The 25,464-nt window shown below is 45.4% G+C and carries 12 protein-coding genes; all 12 read right to left on the reverse strand.

Translation table 11 applies throughout. The features are described from left to right. Positions 1-29: 29 nt before the first annotated feature. The 12 genes from PN836_RS04520 to sdhA all read right to left on the reverse strand — a co-directional run bounded on the left by PN836_RS04520 (position 30) and on the right by sdhA (position 25,461). Entirely contained in the window at positions 30-1,280 is a 1,251-nt protein-coding gene (locus tag PN836_RS04520) for a hypothetical protein (protein WP_395343973.1), read from the reverse strand. Between the two features lie 421 nt (positions 1,281-1,701). Next, the gene (locus tag PN836_RS04525; protein ID WP_395343976.1) at positions 1,702-6,081 is read right to left on the reverse strand and encodes an alpha-1,6-glucosidase domain-containing protein; all 4,380 of its coding nucleotides are present in this window, start codon (positions 6,079-6,081) and stop codon (positions 1,702-1,704) included. A gap of 68 nt (positions 6,082-6,149) precedes the next feature. Beyond that, on the reverse strand, positions 6,150-9,167 hold the full coding sequence (locus PN836_RS04530; RefSeq protein ID WP_395343978.1) for a TonB-dependent receptor: 3,018 nt from the start codon (positions 9,165-9,167) through the stop codon (positions 6,150-6,152). Between the two features lie 379 nt (positions 9,168-9,546). Further along, on the reverse strand, positions 9,547-11,040 hold the full coding sequence (locus tag PN836_RS04535; protein ID WP_395343980.1) for a tryptophan halogenase family protein: 1,494 nt from the start codon (positions 11,038-11,040) through the stop codon (positions 9,547-9,549). A gap of 3 nt (positions 11,041-11,043) precedes the next feature. After that, positions 11,044-12,558 (reverse strand): tryptophan halogenase family protein, encoded by a 1,515-nt coding sequence (locus PN836_RS04540; RefSeq protein WP_395343983.1) that lies wholly within the window; start codon positions 12,556-12,558, stop codon positions 11,044-11,046. 187 nt (positions 12,559-12,745) lie between these two features. Beyond that, complete coding sequence (locus PN836_RS04545) at positions 12,746-15,685, reverse strand: TonB-dependent receptor (RefSeq protein WP_395343985.1); 2,940 nt, start codon at positions 15,683-15,685, stop codon at positions 12,746-12,748. 510 nt (positions 15,686-16,195) lie between these two features. Further along, entirely contained in the window at positions 16,196-17,068 is an 873-nt protein-coding gene (sucD, locus tag PN836_RS04550) for a succinate--CoA ligase subunit alpha (RefSeq protein ID WP_395343987.1), read from the reverse strand. Next, a complete protein-coding gene (gene sucC / locus PN836_RS04555; RefSeq protein ID WP_395343989.1) occupies positions 17,068-18,234 on the reverse strand; it encodes an ADP-forming succinate--CoA ligase subunit beta in 1,167 nt (388 codons plus the stop codon). Before sucC ends, sucD begins: the two co-directional genes overlap by 1 nt. A gap of 180 nt (positions 18,235-18,414) precedes the next feature. Beyond that, positions 18,415-19,920: a 2-oxoglutarate dehydrogenase complex dihydrolipoyllysine-residue succinyltransferase gene (gene odhB / locus PN836_RS04560; RefSeq protein WP_395343992.1), complete on the reverse strand. Its 1,506-nt coding sequence runs from the start codon at positions 19,918-19,920 to the stop codon at positions 18,415-18,417. Positions 19,921-19,929: 9 nt separating this feature from the next. Beyond that, positions 19,930-22,755, reverse strand: coding sequence for a 2-oxoglutarate dehydrogenase E1 component (locus PN836_RS04565; RefSeq protein WP_395343994.1), 2,826 nt, complete (start codon positions 22,753-22,755; stop codon positions 19,930-19,932). Between the two features lie 209 nt (positions 22,756-22,964). Continuing rightward, positions 22,965-23,675, reverse strand: coding sequence for a succinate dehydrogenase iron-sulfur subunit (locus PN836_RS04570; protein WP_395343996.1), 711 nt, complete (start codon positions 23,673-23,675; stop codon positions 22,965-22,967). 13 nt (positions 23,676-23,688) lie between these two features. Continuing rightward, positions 23,689-25,461, reverse strand: a complete 1,773-nt coding sequence (gene sdhA, locus PN836_RS04575; RefSeq protein ID WP_395343999.1) for a succinate dehydrogenase flavoprotein subunit — start codon at positions 25,459-25,461, stop codon at positions 23,689-23,691. Positions 25,462-25,464 lie beyond the last annotated feature (3 nt).

The raw sequence follows: 25,464 nt of genomic DNA on the forward strand, positions 1-25,464 counted from the left end.
ATTTGCTGTTACACAAGCTTGTTACCTAACTAATAGGCATTCAATTTCCATTTCTGAGAGCTCCAGCCCGTATTCAACGGAGCTTGAACTAAAGAGGCTCCATTGCCGTCATTTTCGTGAAGGTATAGGTTTGACCATTGGTTCTTAATACGGTACTTGTCACCTGACTTTTCAAACTTCCACTTTTGAGAACTCCAGTCACTGTTTAAGTCTGCAGTTTTTATGACATCCCACTGATTAGTGGACGCAGCCGTTAAGTAGCGACCATTCCATGTATTTTTAATTCTGTACACGTTATTAGATACTTTTTCCAGTTTCCACTTTTGCGAACCCCAACTGCTATTTAAATTGAGCACCTCGACACCGGCCCAATTCCAGTTTCCACCCGCATGCATGTAACGGCCTTTCCAGCCACCTTTCAAGCGCTTATTGCCGGCAATCTCGTCGCCACCTGTGTCAGTGTTTTTGCACGAATTGTCTGTAAAGCTTGTAGGTAGACACTTGCGAGTAATCGTAAAATCACGGTCATTTTGACCATGAGTTTCAACATTAAACTTAATGCCATCAACCCGTTTGTTGGGTAAACCATGATTTCGCCACTTATTCAAAATCGGCTTAATAGAAGTCGTGCCGCTATTGCGATAGCTTTGGCGAACGGCCCAAAACTGAACCCAATCACTGAAATAAAACTTGTAATGTTTATAAGTAGCGCCATCGTGGCTAGTTGTGCCCAAGTATTCATTTTGTGGATTATTGCTATCCCAGTCATTCATTAACCAGTCGTGCATCTGTTGAGGGTTCTTACTGGCTTTATCGACGATGTAATTTTCGTACCATCCGGCCAACCCGTTTGGATTACCCGAGATCCAGTTCACTGACACCTTCGGACCGTACCACCAGCTGCCGCTGCCTGAGCCACTGACTGCAAACGAAGCGTCCACTGCAAAATCAGCTGACACACTATCGACCTTATCAATGCTGAAAGTACCAGCAAAACTTGCGTCAAAACCTCCGTTGTTGTGATTAACATTTATGATGACTCGATTATTGTTGAGATCTCGGTATTTAGTGCCGTCAAATTGATCACTTTGCCACGCCGAACTCGCATAACTGCCTGAGTAAATGGTATCAACACCCGAAGACGTAGAGGCTTGAGCAGAAAAAGCAGTAAACTGTGACGCGCAGAAAAGCGATGCAAGCGCGACTGCTGTGCCACGATGGGTGATTATTTTTGACAAGCCTGTGCCAGTGCGCTTTGTCGTATGTAAGATATTAAACATGGTGTGTTCCTATTTTATATAGAAGAGCTAAATTGTATTGCGAGTGTGTGTGTTCAAGAGTGAACAATATTTAGCCTATGCCCCATGTTTGTATATGTAAAGTAACAAACTTGTAAATATTAAGATATTTTTTTGTGAATTTTACTCTTATCGTTATTAAATTTTATATTACTATTTTTATTTAATTTTTTTATTAACTAAATAAAGTAAATAAATACCATAATTTTTGCAGTAACCAATTGATTTATTTGCTTTATTTTTAATAATAAGAAAATTTGGCATTGTGTGCTTTACACTAAGACTGCGTGTTAAATATGGATGGTGAGTGGTTATTTCTTAATTACGAACAATTAACATAAAAAAGCCGCTGTGAAGGGCACACAGCGGCTGTTTATCTAGCAGACTGAAATCCGTCTACACGCTAGTCGTTTTTGATGACTTTGACGTCTCGTCCAATCACCCTAAACTCGTAGTTGCCAGCTTCTGGCGAGGCAAGCGTTAGGTTACCACTGCCGCCATCTTGGAACAGGTGTTTCAGCTTTCCAACCTCAACAGCTGCTTCGCCTTCGTTAAACGCACCTAAGTTAACCGTAGCCCAGTCACTTGTCGCTACCTTAAATGCAACATCAGAACCATCCAAGTCAATATCGACCGAATATACACCATCGCCTTGGTAGCTCAACGCATCTGATTCTCCCCAGCCATTGAGGCTACCTCTAATAAAGACTGTTTCACCGCCGAAGAACTCTTCAGCAAAGACTCTTACTACTGGCGCATCTAAGTCAACGGTATCGAATACGAATATGTATCGACCGGCTTCATCGATGGTCAGTTTAAGGTTTTCACCACCTTCGAATAAGGGCATATTTTGCGCTAGGTTTACGACCACATCAGCGTCGGCAGGTGTTGCACCGCCAAGGTTTGGCATCGCCCAGTCTTCATTTGCCACTTTGAACTGATGCTCTTCGGCTGCTAAGTCTATGGTGGCGCGATAAATGCGGCCGCCATCATACTCTAGCTCGTTGTCAGTCCCCCAACCGTTCATGCTGCCACGAATAAAGATTGGCATGCCAACATATGGCTCTTCGTTGGTTACAGTCAATACCGGCGCGGCAACATCACCAGCATCAACACTGAAGATGTAAGTTGCTGACACGCTAGGCGTGATTGACATATTGTCTTCACCATTGATAAGAGGCTTCGGCATATCTTCAACCACTAATGGATCATTGTTACCAAGATTCACCGCTGACCAATCCGAAGAGGCAACCTTAAATGCGTATGTAGTTCCACCCTCTAGGGCAATTGTGGTCTCATACACACCGTCACCTTGATAGGACATTGGATCCGCTTCGCCCCAGCCGTTCATTTCACCTCGTACAAATATCGTAGTGTCGCCGTAAGGAACGATGTCTGGTGCACCCGCAGTTGCAAATGCAGACAAACCGTAGCCACGCTCACTACCTTGATTCTTAACAAATACCGCCATAGTCATCGCTGGAACCGTAAACGTGCCTTGCACCATCTCACCCTCTGAACTGTCGCTGAAACTTGCGCCACGCACAGTTGGGTCAACGGAGTTTGCATGAGTGCTATGTAGCTCAAAACCAGATGCTGTCATTACATCAATCGACTTTTCTTCATAACCCGAGTTGACGACAACAACCATTGCGTCAACCATTGGGTCAAGATCAGCGCGCTGTTGTTCTGCAGGCTCACCCATTTCGTCAAGCACCAAACCGTCGTCAAGACTCATCACAATAAGACCTTGCTGCTGGTCTTCACCGAGGTTGTGGAAACCAAGTCTATCGATAATGTCATCGGCTGTTGTCAGTCTCAACAGTGGACTTGAAGCACGGATACTCAAAAATTCCTGGAAAACCTCAGCTGCAAATTCAATATCGTTCATCGACGCTGCACGCTCAGGTGAATTCATGAACTGAGATATTGCAGGCCAAGCACCTTCGTTATCTTCAGCTAATGGCAAACCGACATTCCAGTTGTTAGTCTCAAAGGTGAAGTCAGTTAGTGTGAACCAGTCGCCCGCGTCAAAGGTATTTCTATCCATTGACTTAGAACGAAGGAAGTCGCCACCAATTTGCAAGAATGGAATACCTTGCGACATAAGCGGTAGCGAAATACCGATATTGGAAGCTCTAACACGCTCAGCCAGCGTAATGTCGGCTGGTAAAACGTAGTTAAATTGATCCCAAAGTGTTTCGTTATCATGCTTAGAGACGTAGTTGATAATATCAGCAGGGTCTTTCGCATAGCCACCAAGTGCAGATGTTGTAGCGTCAGAGCCACCTGATGTTTTTAGAACAAAGTCAGATAATGTACCAGACATGCCCACCTTCACTCGGTCTTGTGCCGCAAGTGCTTCGCCGCTAGCATCACGAGAGAATATTAAACCCTGGCGAACAGCTTCACGCATGCGGTCGTTGAATGTACCGACTTCAGAGCCGGCCATGGTCGGCTGCGTTGCATTGACAAAGTCGCCATAGGCAGAGGTATCACGTGGCCATGCCTCACCATAGAAATAAGTGTCTTCGTCTACCTCTTGCACTGCGGCCAAGGAATCGAGGATATGGTCACGAGCATGTTGCGACATTAGATCAAAACGGAAGCTATCAAACTTGTAGTGTTGTGCCCAATGCACCAATGAATCTTGCATGAATTTTTCCATCATGCGATTGCGTGTTTCGGTGTCATCGCAGCAAGACTCTCTCACAATATCACCCGTTTCAATGTTATAGCGGTGATAGTAACCAGGGACGACTTTGTCAAATACTGAGTTAGCGAATAAGCCCGATGCATTCGTATGGTTGTAAACCACATCAAGCACTGTGCGCAAGCCAACTTCGTGCAAGCCCTGCACCATTGCGCGCATTTCTAGAATTCGCTCTACACCATCTGGGTTAGATGAATAACTGCCCTCTGGCGCATTAAAATGCTTAGGATCGTAGCCCCAGTTAAACTGATCAAAGCTTCTTAACTGCTGCGCAAGGGCTTGCGCCGCGCCGGGCTCAGTTAAGACGTTATATGATTGATATAGAGCCTCAATGGTTTGATTAAGGTCTGTACCGTCGTTACAAACGTCAGATGCAGGCGCTAATGCACAAAACTCGGCGATTGTGCTAGTCCAATCTACGGTGCGTGCACTATCTTCGTTAATGGTGGCAATATCGTTAGCCGGTAATACATGAAAGTGCGTCATGCCACTGTCAGCCAGCTTAGCCAAATGCTGCATGGGCGCTGAGTCTTTCTCGGTAAATGCTAAGTATTTGCCGCGATTCGCCTCAGATGTACTCGCGTCACGCGCTGAGAATTCTCTGATATGACCCTCATAAATAACGATATCTTCGAAGTTCTCTACGGTTGGAATGGTGTGCGTATCCCAGCCTTCTGGCTTAAGATCGTCATCATTCAAATTGACAAACTGTGAGAAGCGGCCATTTAACGACAAGCCAACTGAGTACGGGTCAGTTACATCAAGCACTTCAATTTGCTCACTTTCTGGATGATACACCGTCACTTCAAAACGATAGAGCTGTCTATCCATGCCCATGTCGCCTTCGAATGACCAAACACCTGTGGTCTCATCAAGCGTCATCGCATTGGTTGATGCGAGGGTTTTGTCGTCGTTGTATAGCTTAAGCGCAACATTTTGAGCGGTTGGTGCCCAAACGCGAGATACAATGCCACCATCCGTATAAATTGGACCCAAGGTCATTTCATCAGCATCAGCCTCACCAGAGGTGTAAATCTCGTCTAGCACATTAGGGATTTGTAGGCGAGTTGCAGCCACCAGCTTATCTTCTGAGTCGTATGCTCCCACTATGGCTTGGGTCTTCAATACGGCTTTAGCATCCTCAAGACTCCAATTTCCTGCAAAGGCAGGCAAGTCGGATAAATGCGGGGCAATTTCGCGCTGAGCGTCAGTTAGGTCAATTTCCGTCATCTCTGCGGTCGTGCTGTTTAATACGCCCTCTTCAAGCGAGATCTCCAGAGACGCGTCAGCGGAATAATGCAATTTCACATTTTTAACCAGGGCAAAATCTACGTCCCACAGTATGGTTTGAGCATCTAACCAATGAGCTTGTGCACCTTCAATTGATACAGGTTGTTCACCCAGTGAATCAATAGGGAATTCATATACTTCTGCTACCCCAGAAAGTGTGAAGTTCATGCGCGTAAAACGCGGGTCATCTTGCGACAAGTTGCCCGTGAAGTCACCGCCACCTAACTCTTTACCCGAGTCTTCGGTACCAATATGGATGATAAAATTATGACATGCGCCTGGTGTGCCAGCGTAGCCCGGTTTCAAGTCAAGGATCCAATAGGCCCCGTAGGTTGGGTCAATTCCGTCGTGAATTCTCCCATCTTCCCATTGCGTATCAGGGTCTGCGTAAGCATCACATGCATCATTGCTCCAAGTATGCAGACGCCAACCTTCATATGCGGGATCGTTTTGTGAGTTATCTGCATCTACATCAGCACGGTTATAGTACAAAACCGCTTGATCTTGTGCAGGGAAAAACACCGGATCGGGTAAATCCGGATTTACACCAACCACGCACGCGTCATTGGTTGCGTTTGGCACCGTTGGCGGTGTACAAGCGATTGGCGGTGGTGGAACACAACTAGTGCCCTGTGCGTTAGGCACGTTTGGCACATCACAGGTGAGAGGAACTTGCCCCGGCTCACTGTCAGAGCCACCACAGGCGCTTAAAATAAGCGCACTGAAAATGACGAGCGCTACACTAAAAAATGCGCTAATAGATTTTCTAAAATTAAACATGCTTGATGACCTCAATGCCTTTAGACCAATTGTCGGTTTTTGACAAAAATGCTGTAAATCTAGTTTTTTCATAATGAGTACGTCACCCCAAGGAAGTATTGCGTGCCGAAGTACTGAATTGTTCCTGTGCGTGACTCATCCCCGAAGTAGCTCTTAGTTGGCTCATCGGTAACGTTGTTCGCTTGAAATAAAATGCCCAAGTTTTCGTTAATTTCATAGGACGCTTGAAAATCAACGACCATTTCAGAATCAAAGTTAACAACTTGTGCGTTAACTGCCACTTGCTCAGACACAAACGAGTCGCGATAGCGAGCACTAAGACGAGTTTCAAAGCCACCCTTTTCCCAGAATACGGTACCGTTGATTACGTTTGGAGATAAACCCGGCAAGTCAGACGAGTACACGCCCTGGTCCGGATCGGCAATTCGTACAATCTCTGTTTCAGTGTGAGAGAAACTTCCACTAACGCCCAAACCTGACCAAAAGTCAGGTAAGAATGAGAAGATTTGTGTATATGTGACCTCAATACCGCGGATATAACCCCCTTCGGAATTATTAACTGCTGTCGTAAATGCACCATTTACAACGGGAACCGATATGGTCAACGGTAAGCCATTTGCATCAAGTACTGGCACCAGCGTGCCTGTTCCGTCATCTTCTTGAACCGTGATATCCACATCGCTAGGCACGTTGAATCCATTGCCTTGGAAGTCATATGGATCAGTCGTGCTTCTATCAACAAAAGACTGAATATCTTTGTAGAACAACGCAACCACGGCAACACCATCGGTTTCGGTAAAATAATGCTCAAACGACAAATCGTACTGATTAGCATAAAACGGTCTTAAATAAGGACTATTGTCTGCTTGACCGGTGAGTATCGCTTCGCCTGTGACTGAGATTAAGCCAGTATCGATGTCACGTTCTGCAATGGGTGTGCTCAAATTAGTACCACTATTTGCAAACATTTCATTGATAGGGGCTCTTCCCATTACTTTAGCAGCGGCAAAGCGCACATAAGTGTTATCAGTCACTTGGAAGTTTAAGTTAAGCGAGGGTAAATAGTCGGTGTAGGTATCTTCAAGTATGACGGAACGGAACTGATCCGACACCAGACCCGCATCGTCACGAATCAACTCGGCACCGGCATCTATATCTCCCCCTACATTTTGTAAAAAGGTAGATGCTTGTTTTGAGTCTACCATTCGAATACCAAGGTTACCCGTGACAGGAATTTCTGCGATTTCAGCATCAATATTTGCCATCACGTATGCAGACGTAACTTCCTCATACACCTCACCGCTTTGCAGTACCGACCAAGACGTATCTTGCCCCAGCAGACCGCCTTCAGGCGCATTTACTACACCGGCAAAGTTACCCCATGTTTGCACCGGCTGCGGGATGCCCTGAGGGAACCACGCATTTAATGCCGCATCCAAATCGATCGCTAAATAACTTGGGAAGTAGCTAAAGTCGCCCTCCCAATTGACAATTTCAACCATGTCTTGGGTTAAACGAAGCGGGGGCTGAGTACTAGAGAAGTTTGAATCACTGCCATATTGAAAGACACTTCTATCATTGGTGTAAGTTCGATCTGAATAGCGTGCGCCAAACTCGATGCTAGAAAAATAGTCCGTGTCCAACTCATATCGAAAATCAACACGATACGCGTCTAGAGAATCTGAGTTTTGGAAGGGATAAATTCCGTATTGAGACACTAGCACACGGTTAATATCAGAGAATGCGTCTGCTTGATTGAAGCCTAAATCTGGCAAGTCTAAGCCATTGAGGGCATAACTTATGGAAATATTCGTATCTAGCTCTGGGTCCACCGCATTTGCATCTTGAGAAACGAGCGACCACAGCAAACCGTTTCTGAAGTCACTCTCCGCAGATGAGTGTGAAATATCAAAATTCATGTTCCAGTTGTCGTTGATTTGCCAATCACCGTTTAGACCTAGGTTTTTAATCTCGTCAAAATCTTGGTTGTCATCATTGACTAGCTCAATACGGGTTTGACTTGACGCATTGCGATTAAAGGTACCGCCAATAACATGATTGTCTTGTACTATTGGATTGGCAACTTGGGCATTGTTACCTTCAAGCTTGACACGAAAGCCGCGTGCAAATTCCTCAGACTCAAATTTGGAGTAAAATGCATCTGCTTTTAGGGTGAAATTATCAACCGGTGCCCATTCAATGGTTGCCACATACCCATCGCGAGTTTCTGCACCGCCCTGATGCTGCATTTCAAAACCTTCACTGATTTGCTCACATTCAACGCATTGACCTTCTGCCGCTGCGTTAGGATTTAAGTTTTCAGTATCACCTGCTAAACCATCAACATCTGCTTCTCGGTTGTAGGCTAAACCAATAAACTGGGTGGAGACACTTGGCTGAAACAAGCGAGCATAACCAAGGGCTACACCAAGCGTACTGTCTAAAAACTGGCCTTGGTAAGCGAAACTAATTCGGTGACCAAATTCATCGCCATCTGGTATTTCGCTAGCTCTATCATTGTACATACCGCGAACATTTGCATTAAAGGTGTGCTTTTCGCTGTTTGACAACGGACTGGCCGTTTTAAGCTCAACCGTACCTGCAACCCCGCCTTCTATCAAAGATGCTTTAGGTGATTTGTAAACCGCACCTGAACTGATGAGCTCAGAGGGATATTGGTCGAATTCAATCGAGCGGCTGCCGCTGGTTGACACTTGTTCGCGTCCATTGAGCGTTGAGAATACAAAACCACCAGCCAGACCCCGGATATTGATTTCCGCCGCTTGACCACCCGTTCTTACTGCAGAGATACCCGGCAGACGCGTAAGCGCATCGGCAATTGAAACATCCGGTAAGCCGCCTAAATCATCGGCTGATAGCTGCTCTGTCACCGTATCGCTGAAGCGTTTTTGATTAAGTGACTTGATAAGGCTTGTGCTGAAGCCGCGTACTTCAATGATCTCAACGTCTTCTTCTGCAGAAGGTTCAGGCGTTTGTGCCTCTTGTGCGTAGAGAGGGAGGCTTCCTATCAAAAGACCACTAGCAACTAAGGCTCGCGTGATTTGATTGGGCTTGAATGGATTCATATGTGTGTCCCGTAACTTAAGAATAGTGTGTTTTCAGGTAGTCAGTGTAATTTTGAGACTTGCGCTAACAATGCGCCGTTTTCGGGCGTCAGTTACACGCAAGCCTAATTAGACTATTCCAACCATTACGAAATGTTACATTTTTGCAAAAATTTTAACATGTACCTGCATACGTATTCATAGGGCCTGAAATTCAAACCAGTAGGATGCATACGTATTCATGATATTGGGAAAAAGAAGACTGCGATAGCGTGGCACTATCTAAATCGATAAAGACACTGTTACATTTTATTTACAATTGCGAGTCGCGATTAATAAACTGAAAACAAAATGCAAACGAGCACGAAATATGAGTTTTCAAGTGGATGATATTAAGGTCCTAGACACGTTGAAAATTAAGCATGCACCCAGAAAAAAATTTGTCGAGCTGATAATCTTTGTATAGATCACCCTTTCCAGGTTGGTTGGGAGCAAGGTTAGGAAAGGTACCGTAACCGGCTAATAAACAATGCCAGCTGGCAGTGCCAAAATGACTGTTTAACTTTTGACGTTTTATCTCCTGTTGTAAATCACCATTATTGAACCATACCTTAAGAATCTGTTTGAGTGACTCCGGTATATCTTTATTATTGCGATTGTCAATCCAATACTGTGAATCATCGCGAGAGTTAAGCTTATAATGACCGACAATATAATTGCGTACGGCTTCAAAATTTTCGCGCATCTGTTGGTTAAAGGCATCGCGATGTTTCATGCTAAAGCCACCTTTCGCGTAGGCGTCAGCGAAATGCTCAATCGTTCCCTGCACAAGATGCAGCGCCGTTGCCTCAAGCGGCTCGATGAAGCCTTGCGATAGGCCCAAGGCAAGACAATTTCGCGCCCAATGCTGCTTAACTTGGCCGACATTCATTTTGAGATGTCGCACTGGCACATCTTTATCAAGCAATCCTAAGTGCTGACGCAACTCAAGTTCCGCTTGCTCGCTGGTGATATAATCAGACGAGTATACATATCCATTACCCGTTCGATGCGTTAGCGGGATTTGCCATGCCCACCCGTTGGTAAGCGCTGTGGCTTGAGTCTGATTTTGCTTTGGCTGTATCACATCACTTGGCATTGCCACTGCTGAGTCGTTAAAGAGATTTGATTTGAAGGAATCAAAGCCGATTTTCAGTGACTGTTGCAACAGTAGACTCTGAAAGCCAGTACAGTCGATAAAGAAATCCCCTTCGATGAGGTCACCATTATCAAGCGCGAGAGCACTAATATTCCCCTGATCAAGTATCACGTCCTTGATATTGCCTTGAGTGTGTTTAACACCTTTTTTAAACGCTCGCTTTGCTAAAAACTGCCCCAGCAAGCCTGAATCAAAGTGATACCCATATTCTACTTCAAATGGAAAATTAGGTGGTGTGAGGGGCGATTTTCTCTCATTTGCTAGCCAGCCATTGAGTAAAAACTTCTCTGGCCGCGTCTCTACATCCAATCCTAAACGCCGAGTTAAGCAATTGACATACAGACGACGTTCACTAAAGGTATCAACTTGCGATATAAAAGGGTGTCCGTATGATGAATAGGTCGCTTTTGGGCTCCATTCATTAAATTGAATGCTTACCTTGTACGTAGCTTTGCATTCAGGCATCCACTCATCGTCGCTGATATCAAGGGTTTGAAAAAAACGTTTTAATGATGGCGTTGAGCCCTCGCCCACACCAATGATTCCAATCTGAGGTGACTCAACCAACTGAATCTCAAACTTAGCGCCATTGCTACCTTGCCGCCAGTAATGATTGAGCAAGCTCGCCGCCATCCAACCTGCTGTGCCACCACCAGCAATCACGATTCGATGTGGTGTCTTTGTGTTACCCGACATTAATTAAACACCGACATATTTCTTTATAAACTCATCGTGTGGGAGCATCTGCGTCATTGGTTGCTGTTTCGCTGTGGCGATTTTCGCCATTGTGTCCATGAGCTGTTGCTCGGGCAACACATTTGCTGCAGGATGATAGTCTTGAGGCATAATCCCCTGCCCCATCATCACTTGCAGCCATGAGGCATCTCGAAATATATCATGTTGATCATTAAAGATGGTGCCGACTTCTTTGAACACGTCGATTTTTTGTTGCAGACGATGCGGTAACTTTAGCGCGCGCATATCATGCCAGAAATCAGAATCATCGCGCTCGTTGACAACATAATGCAAAACAATAAAGTCTCGAATGGTTTCGTACTCAACTTTGGATTCTTCATTGTACAAATCTATCGCAGATTGCTTGATACCCTGATGCGGGAAAAGTTTAAGCAAGCGCACAATCGCAGACTGAATAAGATGGATACTGGTGGACTCTAGTGGCTCGAGGAATCCGCTTGATAAGCCTACCGCAATTACGTTCTTATGCCACTGTTTTTGCGTACGGCCGGTTTTAAAGCTAATTTTACGAAGGTCATTCACCGGTGCAGACGCTAAGTTGCCCAGTAAGGTTTGTTCTGCCTCTTCGTCGGATAGATAGTCTGAGCAAAATACGATCCCGTTACCATTTCTGTGTGTCAGTGGAATGCGCCACTGCCAACCCGCCTTGTGCGCGATACTTCGCGTATACGGCAGAGTCTTATCGAATCGCTCCGTTTGAACCGCTAGGGCAGTATTAGCAGGTAGCAGATTCGACCAATCTTCATACTCCACGCCCAGGGTTTGTTGAATCAATAAGGCTCGTGTTCCCGTACAATCAATAAACAAGTCGCCCTGTATTTGGGTGCCATTGCTTAATTGTAGAGATTGAATATAGCCGGTTTCATTATCAGTTTGAATGTGCTCAATAATGCCTTCGGTGCGTTTAACTCCTCCCTTCTCGGCACGTTTACGAAGATAACGACCGTAAAGAGCCGAATCAAAATGATAGGCATAAGGCACCTCATAAACAGGATTTTGCGTATTGATCTTATTGAAGACCTCGCTTTTGCAACAAAGATAATTAATATCAAAGTCCCATAAGGATTGCGTTAAGCCCTGATGATGTGCGCGAAGCCAATAGTGCTGAAAATTGCAAAAACCTAAGTTTGCACCCGGCGCACCAAAAGTATGAAAGTAACTATCACCTTGTTTCTTCCAGTTATCGAATTTAATCGCAAGTTTGATAGTGCCGTTAGTCTCTCTTAAAAACTCCTTTTCATCGACACCTAAGAATTGATTGAAGGTTTGAATGGGGGGTATTGTCGCCTCACCAACACCAACAATGCCGATATCCTCAGATTCTACCAACTCAATTTCCACTTCTTTATGCAGCACCTTTTGCAACAGTGCAGCCGCCATCCAGCCAGCGGTTCCGCCTCCGGCAACAACCACTTTTTTAATTGGCTTGTGAGCAGTACTCGTGGAGGAATCTTGCATGAAGTTATTTTCTCGCCTTGTGTTAGATGCCTGAAAGCTAAAAATAGATTTAAGCAGTTAAAACAACCACTTAAACCGTTCCTTAAACAGGATTCAGCTCAATTAATAAAAACATAAACGTGTATACATTTAAAGTCAAAAAAAAGACCCCTTACCCGAAAGCAAGAGGCCTTTGACACACTAACTGTTAATAGATTGAGTAGTTAAAGTTAAGCATGTAGCGAGGACCGAAAGAACGGCGCTCGGTTACCAGGCCATTTGCATCAACTGTTTCTTCTTCTACGTCGGTAAGGTTTTGTCCTTGGAGTGATACACGCAAGCCTGCAAGCGAATCGAAATTAGATTCTGCGAAGTCATAGCTTATTTGCGCATCAACAATTGTCACACCAGAACGAGTTGCTTCAGCAATTGTGTTAGAGCCACCGCGCTGATAGGTCAAGAAACCTGAACGCTTGGTACCTGCGACACGGAATTCCCAACCACTTCTTTCGTAATAAGCAGTAAGTCCATAAGTCTCATCTGACTGGCCAGGTATAGCAGAGCCGTTGTCTAACTCAGCGTCTATAAATGATGCTGTAGCCGCAAAACCAAAGCCGTCTAATACATCAGATACGACATTTAATGGAACGTTTGCCGTTAATTCAACACCTTCAACTGTGCCACTCAATCCGTCTTGGAATGAATCAAAGAAGCCGAAGTCAGGTGGCAATACTAATTCACCTACTTCGTAGAATTGATCTAATGGACCATAATTGCCCGCCACATCGATAATTCTATCGTGGAAGCCAGGAATAAAGTAGTTTGCCCCATTGTTAGTTGCATCATTCGTGAAATCGATAAGCTCTCGACCATTATCAGTCCAGTTAACTAAGTCTTTGTAGAACAAAGCAACCGCAACATAACCGTCTGGAGCAAAATAATTTTCATAAGACAAGTCAAAGTTATTCGATTCTAAAGGACGAAGCGTCGGCGTACCTTGGAATTTAGACCAAGGTGTACCAAATTCTTCTACCGCAGCTTCAGTATTCGGCGTCGCGATAAGCTCGATGTTCTGGTTAAACTTAACGAAACCTGAAGCTTTCATTTGGTCAATACGCGCGCGGCTGATTGTTTTTGATGCAGCAAATCTTACAAACTGCTCATCATCCAGCTGTAGTGAAAGATTCAAGCTTGGTAGAACTTTGGTATACGAAGCGCCGTCTGTTACTGCACACGACTGGTCAATGCCGCCGTTAGCGTCTTGACAGACTGAGAAGCTGTCATCAACAATTGCGATAAAGCCCGAAGATGACTGGTCAGTGTCAACCACTTGAACACCCACGTTACCAAATAAGAACATATCGCCAATATCATACTCAAAATCACCACGAGCAAATATCGTGAATACCTCTTCGTCAACCACATAGGTATCACCCAAACGATCAGGCTCTAGCAATTCGGCTTGCGTACGTAAATAAGTGCCATCGTTGTATGGTGCAAAACCATCATAGGCGACTACTTGACCAAGCCCTGCCCATGACAAATCAGCAAGACCAAATCGATACGATTCAGGGATTAAGCCGTCAACACTTCCGTCTGCAAAACCATTTCCGAATGGATAGGTAGGCGCAGTTGCAAAGTCACCGTTGTTATCTTTGGTCTTGTTTCTGTCACTGTACATTGCACCAAAGGTTACCTTAGTGAATGCGCCCCACTCAATTAAGCCTTCAATATCAAGGCGAGCGGTGGTCAGTTCTTCAGTGAAATCGGCATAGTTGATGAAACCGTCTTGCGCATTTAAGAAACTATATGTGTTACCAGAACCGTTTCCTTGCAACACATTTGACTCAAAAGTGTCTGCCGCTGATGCTAAACCACCACCCCATACTTGTGGGCCCGTTAGTTTGATGGAGTTAAAATCACTGAAGTCCATGCCGGATATACCAGTGAAGAAAACACCGCTTGGGCTCATCGTGAATTCACGTGAACCAAGCTGATCAGCGCTTAGAGAGCCTGAACGACCAATACCCGCATATGATTCTGCACGCAAATAGGTCTTTTCAGATTCGTTGTGAGCCACATCAACAGTTGCCGTCCAATTGTCACTAAGGGCGTATTCAATGTTAATGCCGAGCACGTCAAGCGTACCTTCGATATTTTCTGGGTCGGTTCGCAGAACTGGGTTAGCGCCTACTTGACGACCAGTGTTATTCGCGCCGCTGCCTGAAATATTTTCAGAAGAGAACGGTTCGATAAAACCACGTAAAATACCTGAATCTTCGTAATCAATGGTTAGGTAATCAACTACGATATCTAATTCGTCAGTTGGCTGATATTGGATAATACCTGAAATGGTGTCACGCTTAAGCTCTTTCGAGATAGCGAAGATGTCTAGACCCGTTGGCGAAATAATGCCAGCATCATCTTCTGCATAGCCCCATACGCCATATTTACGTTCGTTTGTAGGCGACTCTGTTGACGCAACTGCTAATGCTACGCCGAGGGTGTCGTCCATAAACTTGGCCACCCAAGATCCTGCAACCCTGAAGCCATTATCGTCAAATTCTGGATTGTCTGAATCGTTTGCAGTTGTATCGTAAACCGCGTTGATGGTAAGCGTTTCTTGTGCTTGAAGTGGGCGAACGGTTTGTAAGTCTACCGTACCGCCGATGCCTGTAACATTAAGTAAAGCATCAGATGTTTTGTAAATTGTTGCACCGGTCATAATCTCTGAAGGATACAAGTCGTACTCAACCCCACGGTTATCACCAATACCTAAAAGCTCACGACCATTTAAGGTTGTGCCAGTAAAGTCTTCTTTGAAGCCACGAACTGAGACACCAGAGGTACGTCCACCGCTTCTTTCACCAGCCAAACCAGGCAAGCGTGCAAGTGATTCTGCAATTGAAGAGTCAGGAAGCTGACCAATATCCTCTGCAGATAGTGCTTCAACAATAGAGCTGTTGTCTTGCTTAACCGCCTGCGCTCGAATCAACGATCCGCGAATACCGGTTACCGCGATAATTTCAGTGTTATCACCTTCAAGCTCGGCATTGCCTTGCTCTTGAGCGATACCTGCGCCTGAATAGAGTGCGCTAGATACTGCTAGGGAAAGAAGCGCTGGTTTGAATATTTGTTTTTTTATCATGTGTGTGCCCTGGATTGGTTGGCCGCTTTTGTAAAATATCAATAACAAATTTCGACCTATTTTTTAACAATGCGCAGTGTACTGCTTACTGCTAATGCATGCTAACGCGTGCATACGTATTCAACATACAAACCTTACTGAAATGTTGAACCTCGATGCGTTCTAACGCGACTCTCACATTATTTTTTAGATGTGTAAAGCCGAATTTGTCACATTAAAAACCTGATAATGTAGCGAGAAAATTACACAAAACTAACGACTACTAACAAGTTCTCATATAAATGTCTCAAATTTTTAATAAATTTGCAACATTTTCCTTAAACGTTTAAGTCATGATTTTAAAAGGCTTTGGCTTTTGTGTTTAGATGAAGGGCGTTAAGATGAAATTAAGATAATTAACAACGCATGATTAGTGCAACTTTAAGAGAAATTTCAGAATACAGACAATTTGAGACTAAAAAAAAATCCGCGTTTAACGCGGATTTTCATAACTAACTATTGGGTTAAAAACTACCAACCGGTAATTTCTCGCAAGCCTTTACCAATCTCGGCTAATGAGCGAACCGTTTTCACGCCAGCATCTTCAAGCGCTTTAAACTTCTCGTCTGCCGTACCTTTGCCGCCAGATATGATTGCACCTGCATGCCCCATACGTTTACCTGGAGGTGCCGTTACACCAGCAATGTAGGAGACGACAGGCTTAGTCACATTGGCTTTTATAAACGCGGCAGCTTCTTCTTCCGCAGTTCCGCCAATCTCACCAATCATGACAATGGCTTCAGTCTCAGGATCTTTTTGGAACATATCCAAAATATCAATAAAGTTAGAACCAGGGATTGGGTCTCCGCCTATACCAACACAAGTAGATTGACCAAAACCTTCATCGGTAGTCTGCTTAACCGCTTCATAAGTCAATGTGCCCGAGCGCGATACAATGCCGACCTTGCCTTTCTTATGAATGTGCCCTGGCATAATACCAATTTTACATTCGTCAGGTGTAATGACACCTGGGCAATTAGGGCCAATCATGCGCACGCCTTTACCATCCACGTACTCTTTAACGTAAAGCATATCAAGAGTAGGAATGCCTTCGGTAATGCATACAATAAGCTCAATGCCAGCATCTGCCGCCTCTACGATTGAATCTTTGCAAAACGGTGCAGGCACGTAAATTACGCTTGCGGTAGCGCCCGTTGCAGCAACGGCGTCTTTAACTGTATTAAATACCGGAAGGCCTAAATGCTCTGTACCGCCTTTGCCCGGTGTCACCCCACCGACCATTTGCGTACCGTAAGCGATAGCTTGTTCAGAATGGAATGTACCCTGTCCACCAGTAAACCCTTGGCAAATTACCTTTGTGTCTTTATTAATAAGTACTGACATTATTTGCCCTCCGCTGCGGCTACAACTTTTTGTGCAGCGTCGGTTAGTGATTCTGCTGCGATAATATCAAGTCCCGAGTTTGCTAATACTTCACGTCCAAGCTCAGCGTTGGTGCCTTCAAGACGAACCACTACGGGCACTTCTACACCCACTTCCTTGACTGCGCCAATAATCCCTTCCGCAATCATGTCGCAACGTACAATCCCGCCGAAAATATTAACCAATACGGCTTTCACGTTATCGTCCGACAAGATAATTTTAAATGCTTCAGCCACGCGCTCTTTTGTTGCGCCGCCGCCCACATCAAGGAAGTTGGCAGGATTTCCACCGTGCAGATTAACAATATCCATAGTACCCATTGCTAATCCTGCACCGTTGACCATGCAACCCACATTGCCGTCAAGCGCCACATAGTTCAGTTCCCATTTGGCAGCGTCAGCTTCACGTGCATCTTCTTGAGAAGGATCGTGCATATCGCGTACTTTTGGTTGACGATAAAGCGCATTGCTATCTACACCTAGTTTTGCGTCTAAGCAGTGAAGATTTCCGTCGTCTTTAATAACCAAAGGGTTAACTTCGATTAAGGCAATATCCAAATCTTCAAACATTTTCGCAAGACCTAGAAAGATCTGGGTAAATTGTTTGACCTGAACGCCGCTTAAACCAAGCGCAAAAGCAATTTCTCTTGCCTGATAAGGCTGAGCACCTACAAGCGGATCGACTTCTGCTTTTAAAATCTTTTCCGGTGTTTCCTCTGCTACCTTCTCGATTTCCACGCCACCCTCGGTAGACGCCATGAAAACAATTTTGCGAGAAGTGCGATCGACAACTGCACCAAGATACAGCTCTTGATCAATATCTGTACAAGATTCAACAAGAATTCGGCTAACCGGCTGCCCGTTTTCATCCGTCTGATAAGTAACCAGGTTTTTTCCAAGCCACTTTTGCGCAAAGGCTTTAATTTCATCTTTCGTTTTTACCAGCTTCACGCCGCCCGCTTTTCCGCGTCCGCCAGCGTGTACCTGACATTTTACTACCCATTCGTCTCCGCCTATGCGGTCAGCTGCTTCTACTGCAGCTTGGGGAGTATCAGCAGCATATCCTTCAGATACAGGCAGGCCGTATTCTTTGAATAACTGTTTACCCTGATATTCATGCAAATTCATGGTGATTTATCCGATGTTGTTGAGTGATGAGCCATTGATAGCGACTCGGTTAAACAGCGCAGGATTCTATCACGAATCCTGCGTTTTAACAGATGATACATGAAGCATATCTGTCATGATTACTTTTAGACCAAAGTATCAAGCCAATCAGCCAGCTCTTTAGTCTAAGGAGATTGCTACTTATACGTCTAATAAAAGACGCGTTGGGTCTTCTAGCATTTCTTTAACGGTCACCAAAAACCCAACCGACTCTTTTCCATCAATGATTCGATGGTCATAAGACAAGGCTAAGTACATCATTGGCAGTATTTCTACTTTTCCATCAACTGCCATGGGACGGTCTTGGATTTTATGCATACCTAAAATGGCGCTTTGCGGTGGATTGATAATCGGCGTAGACATAAGAGAGCCAAATACACCGCCATTGGTAATCGTGAAATTGCCGCCTTGCAAATCAGACATCGCTAGCTTTCCATCGCGGCCTTTTATTGCGAGTTCTTTGATGCCCTTTTCGATACCCGCCATTCCAAGCGCATCACAGTCTCTTAAAATAGGCGTTACAAGACCGCGCGGAGTTGAAACCGCAATAGAAATATCAAAATAGTTGTGATAACAAATATCATCACCGTCAAGTGAAGCATTAACTTCAGGGAAGCGCTTTAAGGCTTCAGTCACTGCTTTGACATAAAAAGACATAAAGCCAAGCCGTATGCCATGACGCTTCTCAAAGTTTTCTTGATACTGTTTACGCAAGTCCATAATGGGCTTCATGTTGACTTCGTTGAAGGTCGTCAACATAGCGGTAGAATTTTTTGCTTCTAGCAAACGGCCTGCAATGGTTTTGCGCAGACGCGTCATGGGTACACGTTTCTCTGTTCTATCTCCTAGTGCCACGCTTGGCGCATTGTCGCTTACACTCGCCGCAGCTGGTGCAGGTGCTGGCGCAGCTTTAAGGTGCTTTTCAACATCTTCTTTAGTAATACGCCCGCCTTTCCCAGTGCCTTTGACCGAGCTAGGATCAATATCTTTCTCAGCAAGCAATCGTCGAACCGACGGCGATAGTGCATCGGCATCATTGTCATCGCTTGAGGGTGCTTCACTTGCAACAGCCTGAGGCGCAGCGCCAGACGCCGCCCCTGCCATAAAGGTAGCAATAACGGCTTCGGCCGTAACCGTCTCGCCTTCATTTGCAATAATTTCTTTTACTGAGCCGTCAGCAGGAGCAACCACCTCTAAAACCACTTTGTCAGTTTCAATGTCCACTAAGTTCTGGTCTCGACTGACAGCTTCACCTGGCTGAACGTGCCATGTTGCAATGGTAGCGTCCGCGACAGACTCAGGTAACACAGGTACTTTAACGTCAGTTAACTCACCACTGGATTCCGTGCTCGACGCTTCAGCCACTGCGGGGGCTGGTGTATCTGCTGCGGGTGCAGCCGCACTTCCATCTCCTTCGCTAAGCGTGCCAATGACTTGCTCGCCTAATACAGTTGCACCCTCTTCGGCAGAAATGTCGGATATCACACCATCGGCAGGTGCAACCACCTCAAGAACAACTTTATCGGTTTCAATATCAACCAGATTTTGGTCACGGCTAACTTTATCACCGGCTTTTACATGCCATGTGGCAATTGTTGCATCGGCAACAGACTCTGGAAGTACTGGAACTTTTATCTCATGAGCCATTGGGGTTCCTTATTTAATTGTGAGCGCGTCTTCAATTAACGCTTTTTGTTGCTGATTGTGAACAGATACATAACCCACCGCTGGTGATGCGGAGGCGTTGCGACCTGCATATGTAAGTTTGGCGCCAGCTGGAACAGACTGCCAAAAATGATGTTGACTACAGTACCACGCACCTTGGTTTTGTGGCTCTTCCTGACACCATACCCAATCCTTAACATGCTTGTAATTAGCAACAATAGCCGCCATTTCTTGTTCAGGGAAGGGATATAACTGCTCAATTCTGATAATAGCAACATCGTCTTGTTCGTTTTTTCGACGCTGTTCAAGCAAATCGTAGTACACTTTACCGGCGCACATGACCACCCGCTTGATCTTTTTAGGTTCCATATCATCCACTTCGTCGATAACGTTGTGGAACACCCCTTGGGCAAGCTCGTCAAGAGAGCTCACGGCTAGCGGGTGACGTAATAGAGATTTAGGCGACATAACAATTAGCGGTTTGCGCATAGGTCTTACGGCCTGACGCCTAAGCATGTTATAAACTTGTGCAGGTGTAGACGGCACACATACCTGCCAGTTATGGTCAGCACAGGCCTGCAAGAAGCGCTCAAGCCGCGCCGAACTGTGTTCTGGACCTTGCCCTTCGTAGCCATGAGGGAGTAAAACAGTGAGTCCGCATAGGCGCCCCCACTTTGCTTCACCAGATGACAAAAATTGATCAAACACCACTTGCGCACCGTTAGCAAAGTCACCAAATTGCGCTTCCCAAATCGTGAGAGTGGCAGGCTCAGCTGTTGCATACCCATATTCAAATGCCATTACCGCTTCTTCTGACAAAACCGAATCGTAAATTTCGATATTGCCTTGCTTATCTTTTATATGCTGCAATGGCATGTATTCTTCGCCGCCATCCTGACCATGGAGCACAGCATGTCGATGGAAAAATGTGCCTCGCCCAGAATCTTGACCAGTTATGCGAATATGAGTATTTTCATTCAAGATAGCTGCATAGGCTAAATTCTCGGCCATACCCCAGTCTAGCAAACGCTCGCCGCTTATCATCGCTTTTCGATCGTTATAAAGCTTGTTAACCCGAGATTGCAAACGGTGCGACTCTGGCACAGTGGTAATGCTTTTGCCTAATTCAACCAGTGTCTCTTTACTAAGGCTAGCATCGTAATCAACCGTCCAATCATGTTTTAAATAAGGCGTCCAATCAACTGAATGTTCAGTCATAGGACGCCATTCTTCTACCACGCAAGCACCGTGGTCAAGCGCGGCTCGATATTCAGACATTAGCTTATCAACTTCATGCTGCGCAATACTGCCCTCGGCCAGTAGTTGCTCTGCGTACACCTGTCGCGGCACGGGATGCTTCTTAATTTTTTGATACATCAATGGCTGGGTTGCATTCGGTTCGTCAGCTTCATTATGTCCATGTCGGCGATAGCAAACCAAATCAATTACCACGTCTTTTTTAAACTTGTTGCGATAGTCTAAGGCAAGCTTGGTGACAAACATCACAGCTTCTGGGTCATCAGCGTTCACATGAAAAATCGGTGCCTGCACCATTTTTGCAATATCAGTACAATACTGAGTAGAGCGCGTATCTTCGGTTTTAGAAGTGGTAAAACCTACTTGGTTGTTAATAACAATGCGAACTGTTCCGCCCACCGAGAACCCGCGCGTTTGCGACATATTAAAGGTTTCTTGAACGACGCCTTGCCCGGCAATAGCAGAATCTCCGTGAATAGTGACTGGCAAAACGGCTGATCCATCTTTACATCCTCTTCGCTGCAGCCTTGCTCTAACAGAGCCCATCACAACAGGATTCACAATCTCAAGGTGAGAAGGGTTGAACGCAAGCGCTAAGTGAACGTTGCCGCCTGGGGTTGCAAAATCAGAGGAGTAACCAGCGTGATATTTAACGTCACCTGCACCTAATGAATCGTCGTGCTTGCCAGCAAATTCGTCAAATAATACCGACGGATTTTTTCCAAGTACATTGACTAGGACATTTAGTCGTCCTCGGTGAGCCATACCCATCACTACTTCTTTTGCGCCATTGGCGCCTGCTTCGGTAATTAATCCTTTGAGCATAGGAATGAGTGAGTCACCGCCCTCTAGTGAGAACCGTTTGGCACCCGTAAACTTAGAACCAAGATATTTCTCCATGCCGTCTGCGGCAATGAGGCCTTTGAGGATTTTGATCTTTTCATCGCGGTCAATCAGTGGCTTCGCTTCAACTGACTCAATGCGCTGCTGTAGCCAACGCTTTTGCTCGGTGTCAGTGATGTGCATGTATTCAGAGCCGATGGATCCGCAGTAAGTGCGATTAAGTGACTTGAACAAATCCCCTAATTTCATCTTTTCTGCATCTACGGCATATGAGCCCAAATTAAACATGGTCTCAAAATCGCTATCGCTTAGATTATGGTGGGAAAGCTCAAGATCGCGCACTCGCGCTTGCTGCCACAAACCTAGCGGATCAAGATTAGCGTGTTGATGACCGCGAAAACGATAAGCATTAATTAACTGAAGTACTTTGACCTGACGCTCATCACTTGGCGCATCCGCTTGCACAGCGCTGCTATTGCCTGCCCTTGCCGCAGGTCCCAGAGCTGCCATTTTTTTAAAGTCTTCACGAATAGATGAGTGCTTGGTTTCCACAGACACACCGTCTATTGTAGGGAGCTCATCAAAGATTGATTTCCAGGTATCAGGAACATTTTGTGGATTGTCGAGGTACGCTTCATAAAGTTCTTCAACGTACGCAGCATTGCCGCCTGCCATGTGGGAAGAATCCCACCATGCTTTCATCACGCTATTTTGCATTTTTTAGCCTTGCTCTCAGAAGTTAAGCATATTGTATTCTAAGTAAATTTCTTTTTAAATCGCCTAACACCATAGTGTTAAGGTATTTTCAAAAAAACTGCCCTTTTATACCCATTTCGTCTCGTTCCGTCGAATTTATGCAATAAAAAAGCCACTTTCAGTCAGTGGCTTTTATGTTTTGCTTTAAAATAATTTAGTCTTTGAAAAATTTATACCGCCCTTTGCAACAGCATAGACTTAATCTGACCAATCGCTTTTGTCGGATTAAGGCCCTTTGGACATACACTTACGCAATTCATGATGCCATGACAACGAAACACACTAAACGCATCGTCAAGGTCATTTAAGCGCTCGTCAGTTGCAGTATCGCGGCTGTCAATTAAGAATCGGTATGCGTGCAATAAGCCTGCTGGACCAATAAACTTATCTGGATTCCACCAGAATGACGGGCACGATGTCGAGCAACACGCGCAAAGAATACACTCGTATAAACCATCTAACTTTGCTCTTTCTTCAGGGCTTTGCAGATGCTCGCGTGCTGGCGGTTGCTTCTCGTCATTGATCAAAAAGGGCTTTATTTTTTCGTATTGCGTATAAAATTGGCTCATATCGACGACTAAATCCCTCACCACTGGCAAACCCGGCAATGGTCGAACGACAATTTTGCCTTTGCCTAGGGCCGACAATGGAGTGATACACGCCAAGCCATTTTTACCGTTCATGTTCATGCCATCAGAGCCGCAGACACCTTCTCGGCATGAACGGCGAAAAGACAAAGACGGATCTTCTTCTTTCAAGGCAATCAATGCGTCAAGCACCATCATGTCTTGGCCTTCTTCGACTTCTAATTGATAGTCCTGCATGCGAGGTGCATCGTCCACCTCTGGGTTGTAACGATATATTGAAAAAGTTAGTTGCATTGCACTGCTCCTATTAATACGAACGCACTTTGGGAGGGAAAGCTTCCCTCAGCTTCGGTGCCATGTTTACGTCACGCTTTCTCATTGTCTCTGACTCTGGCAAATACACAGAGTGACATAACCAGTTCTCATCATCGCGTTCAGTAAAGTCAAAACGGCTGTGTGCCCCTCGGCTTTCTGTTCTAAAGTTTGCTGCAACAGCCGTGCTATAAGCTGTTTCCATGAGGTTATCAAGCTCTAAACACTCTATGCGCTGAGTATTAAAATCGCTGCTTTTGTCGTCAAGCTTAGCATGCTGCAAGCGCTCGCGAATTTCCTTGAGCTCTTTTAAGCCCTCTGCCATTGCATCCCCTTCTCTAAATACAGAGAAGTTAAGCTGCATGCACTTTTGCATATCTTTTTTGATTTGCACCGGATCTTCACCTTTGCCTTTTTCAGACGACTCCCAGCGATTAAAGCGCGCCATGGCTGCATCGATATCGGAATCAGATGCATCGGACTTGATATCAATCTCGTCAAGGCTTTTACCGAGGTGTAGACCGGTTGCTCTACCGAATACGACCAAATCAAGTAAGGAATTACCGCCTAGACGATTTGCACCGTGTACTGATACACAAGCAATTTCACCACATGCGAACAGACCATCCATTTGCGACTCATTGCCGTCGCTATCAACAGTAATCACCTGACCGTCAACATTGGTCGGAATCCCACCCATCATATAATGGCAGGTTGGAATAACAGGAATCGGCTCTTTCACCGGGTCAACGTGAGCGAATGTTCGTGATAGCTCTAGAATGCCAGGCAAACGAGATTCAAGAACGTCTTTGCCTAAGTGATCTAGCTTCAGTTTAATGTGCGTACCCCATGGGCCTTCGCAGCCACGACCCTCTCGTATCTCAGTCATCATTGAGCGTGCAACAACATCTCGTCCGGCCAAATCTTTTGCGTTTGGCGCATATCGTTCCATGAAGCGTTCACCGTCTTTATTAAGAAGATATCCGCCCTCTCCTCGACAGCCCTCAGTCACGAGCGTTCCCGCGCCTGCAATACCGGTAGGGTGGAATTGCCACATTTCCATGTCTTGCGCTGGCGCACCAGCTCGTAAGGCCATACCAACGCCGTCGCCAGTGTTTATGTGCGCATTTGTCGTTGAGGCATAAATACGACCTGCGCCACCGGTCGCTAAAACGACTGCTTTTGATTTGAAATAAACCAGCTCACCGGTTTCGATATCAATTGCGGTACAACCAACAACTTGACCGTGCTGGTTTTTAACCAAATCAAGCGCATACCATTCGCTAAAGACTTTTGTTTTGTTCTTGACGTTTTGTTGATAAAGCAAGTGAAGAAGCGCGTGCCCCGTTCTATCAGCCGCTGCAGCCGTGCGAGCTGCTTGTTCACCGCCAAAGTTTCTTGACTGGCCACCAAACGGTCGCTGATATACTTTTCCGTTTTCAAATCGTGAAAATGGCAGCCCCATGTTTTCCATCTCTATGATGGCTTCTGGGCCTGTCTTACACATATACTCAATGGCTTCCTGGTCACCGATGTAATCAGAGCCCTTAACCGTGTCGTACATATGCCATTCCCAATTATCTTCATGGGAATTACCCAGCGCAACAGTAATACCACCTTGAGCAGACACTGTATGTGAACGAGTTGGAAAAACTTTTGAGAGGAGCGCACACGAGCGTCCCGATTCTGAAATTTGCAGTGCTGCACGCATTCCGGCGCCGCCGGCACCTATTACAACTGCATCAAATTCATGTACTGGTAACGTCATACT

Origin of the sequence: Ningiella algicola (genome assembly GCF_028401415.2) — a bacterium.
In the GTDB taxonomy this organism is placed as follows: domain Bacteria; phylum Pseudomonadota; class Gammaproteobacteria; order Enterobacterales; family Alteromonadaceae; genus Glaciecola.

Excerpts from the sequence above, each read along its gene's own strand:
- PN836_RS04520 (WP_395343973.1), bottom strand. The coding sequence starts at position 1,280 with ATGTTTAATATCTTACATACGACAAAGCGCACTGGCACAGGCTTGTCA.
- PN836_RS04525 (WP_395343976.1), bottom strand. The coding sequence starts at position 6,081 with ATGTTTAATTTTAGAAAATCTATTAGCGCATTTTTTAGTGTAGCGCTC.
- PN836_RS04530 (WP_395343978.1), bottom strand. The coding sequence starts at position 9,167 with ATGAATCCATTCAAGCCCAATCAAATCACGCGAGCCTTAGTTGCTAGT.
- PN836_RS04535 (WP_395343980.1), bottom strand. The coding sequence starts at position 11,040 with ATGTCGGGTAACACAAAGACACCACATCGAATCGTGATTGCTGGTGGT.
- PN836_RS04540 (WP_395343983.1), bottom strand. The coding sequence starts at position 12,558 with ATGCAAGATTCCTCCACGAGTACTGCTCACAAGCCAATTAAAAAAGTG.
- PN836_RS04545 (WP_395343985.1), bottom strand. The coding sequence starts at position 15,685 with ATGATAAAAAAACAAATATTCAAACCAGCGCTTCTTTCCCTAGCAGTA.
- sucD (WP_395343987.1), bottom strand. The coding sequence starts at position 17,068 with ATGTCAGTACTTATTAATAAAGACACAAAGGTAATTTGCCAAGGGTTT.
- sucC (WP_395343989.1), bottom strand. The coding sequence starts at position 18,234 with ATGAATTTGCATGAATATCAGGGTAAACAGTTATTCAAAGAATACGGC.
- odhB (WP_395343992.1), bottom strand. The coding sequence starts at position 19,920 with ATGGCTCATGAGATAAAAGTTCCAGTACTTCCAGAGTCTGTTGCCGAT.
- PN836_RS04565 (WP_395343994.1), bottom strand. The coding sequence starts at position 22,755 with ATGCAAAATAGCGTGATGAAAGCATGGTGGGATTCTTCCCACATGGCA.
- PN836_RS04570 (WP_395343996.1), bottom strand. The coding sequence starts at position 23,675 with ATGCAACTAACTTTTTCAATATATCGTTACAACCCAGAGGTGGACGAT.
- sdhA (WP_395343999.1), bottom strand. The coding sequence starts at position 25,461 with ATGACGTTACCAGTACATGAATTTGATGCAGTTGTAATAGGTGCCGGC.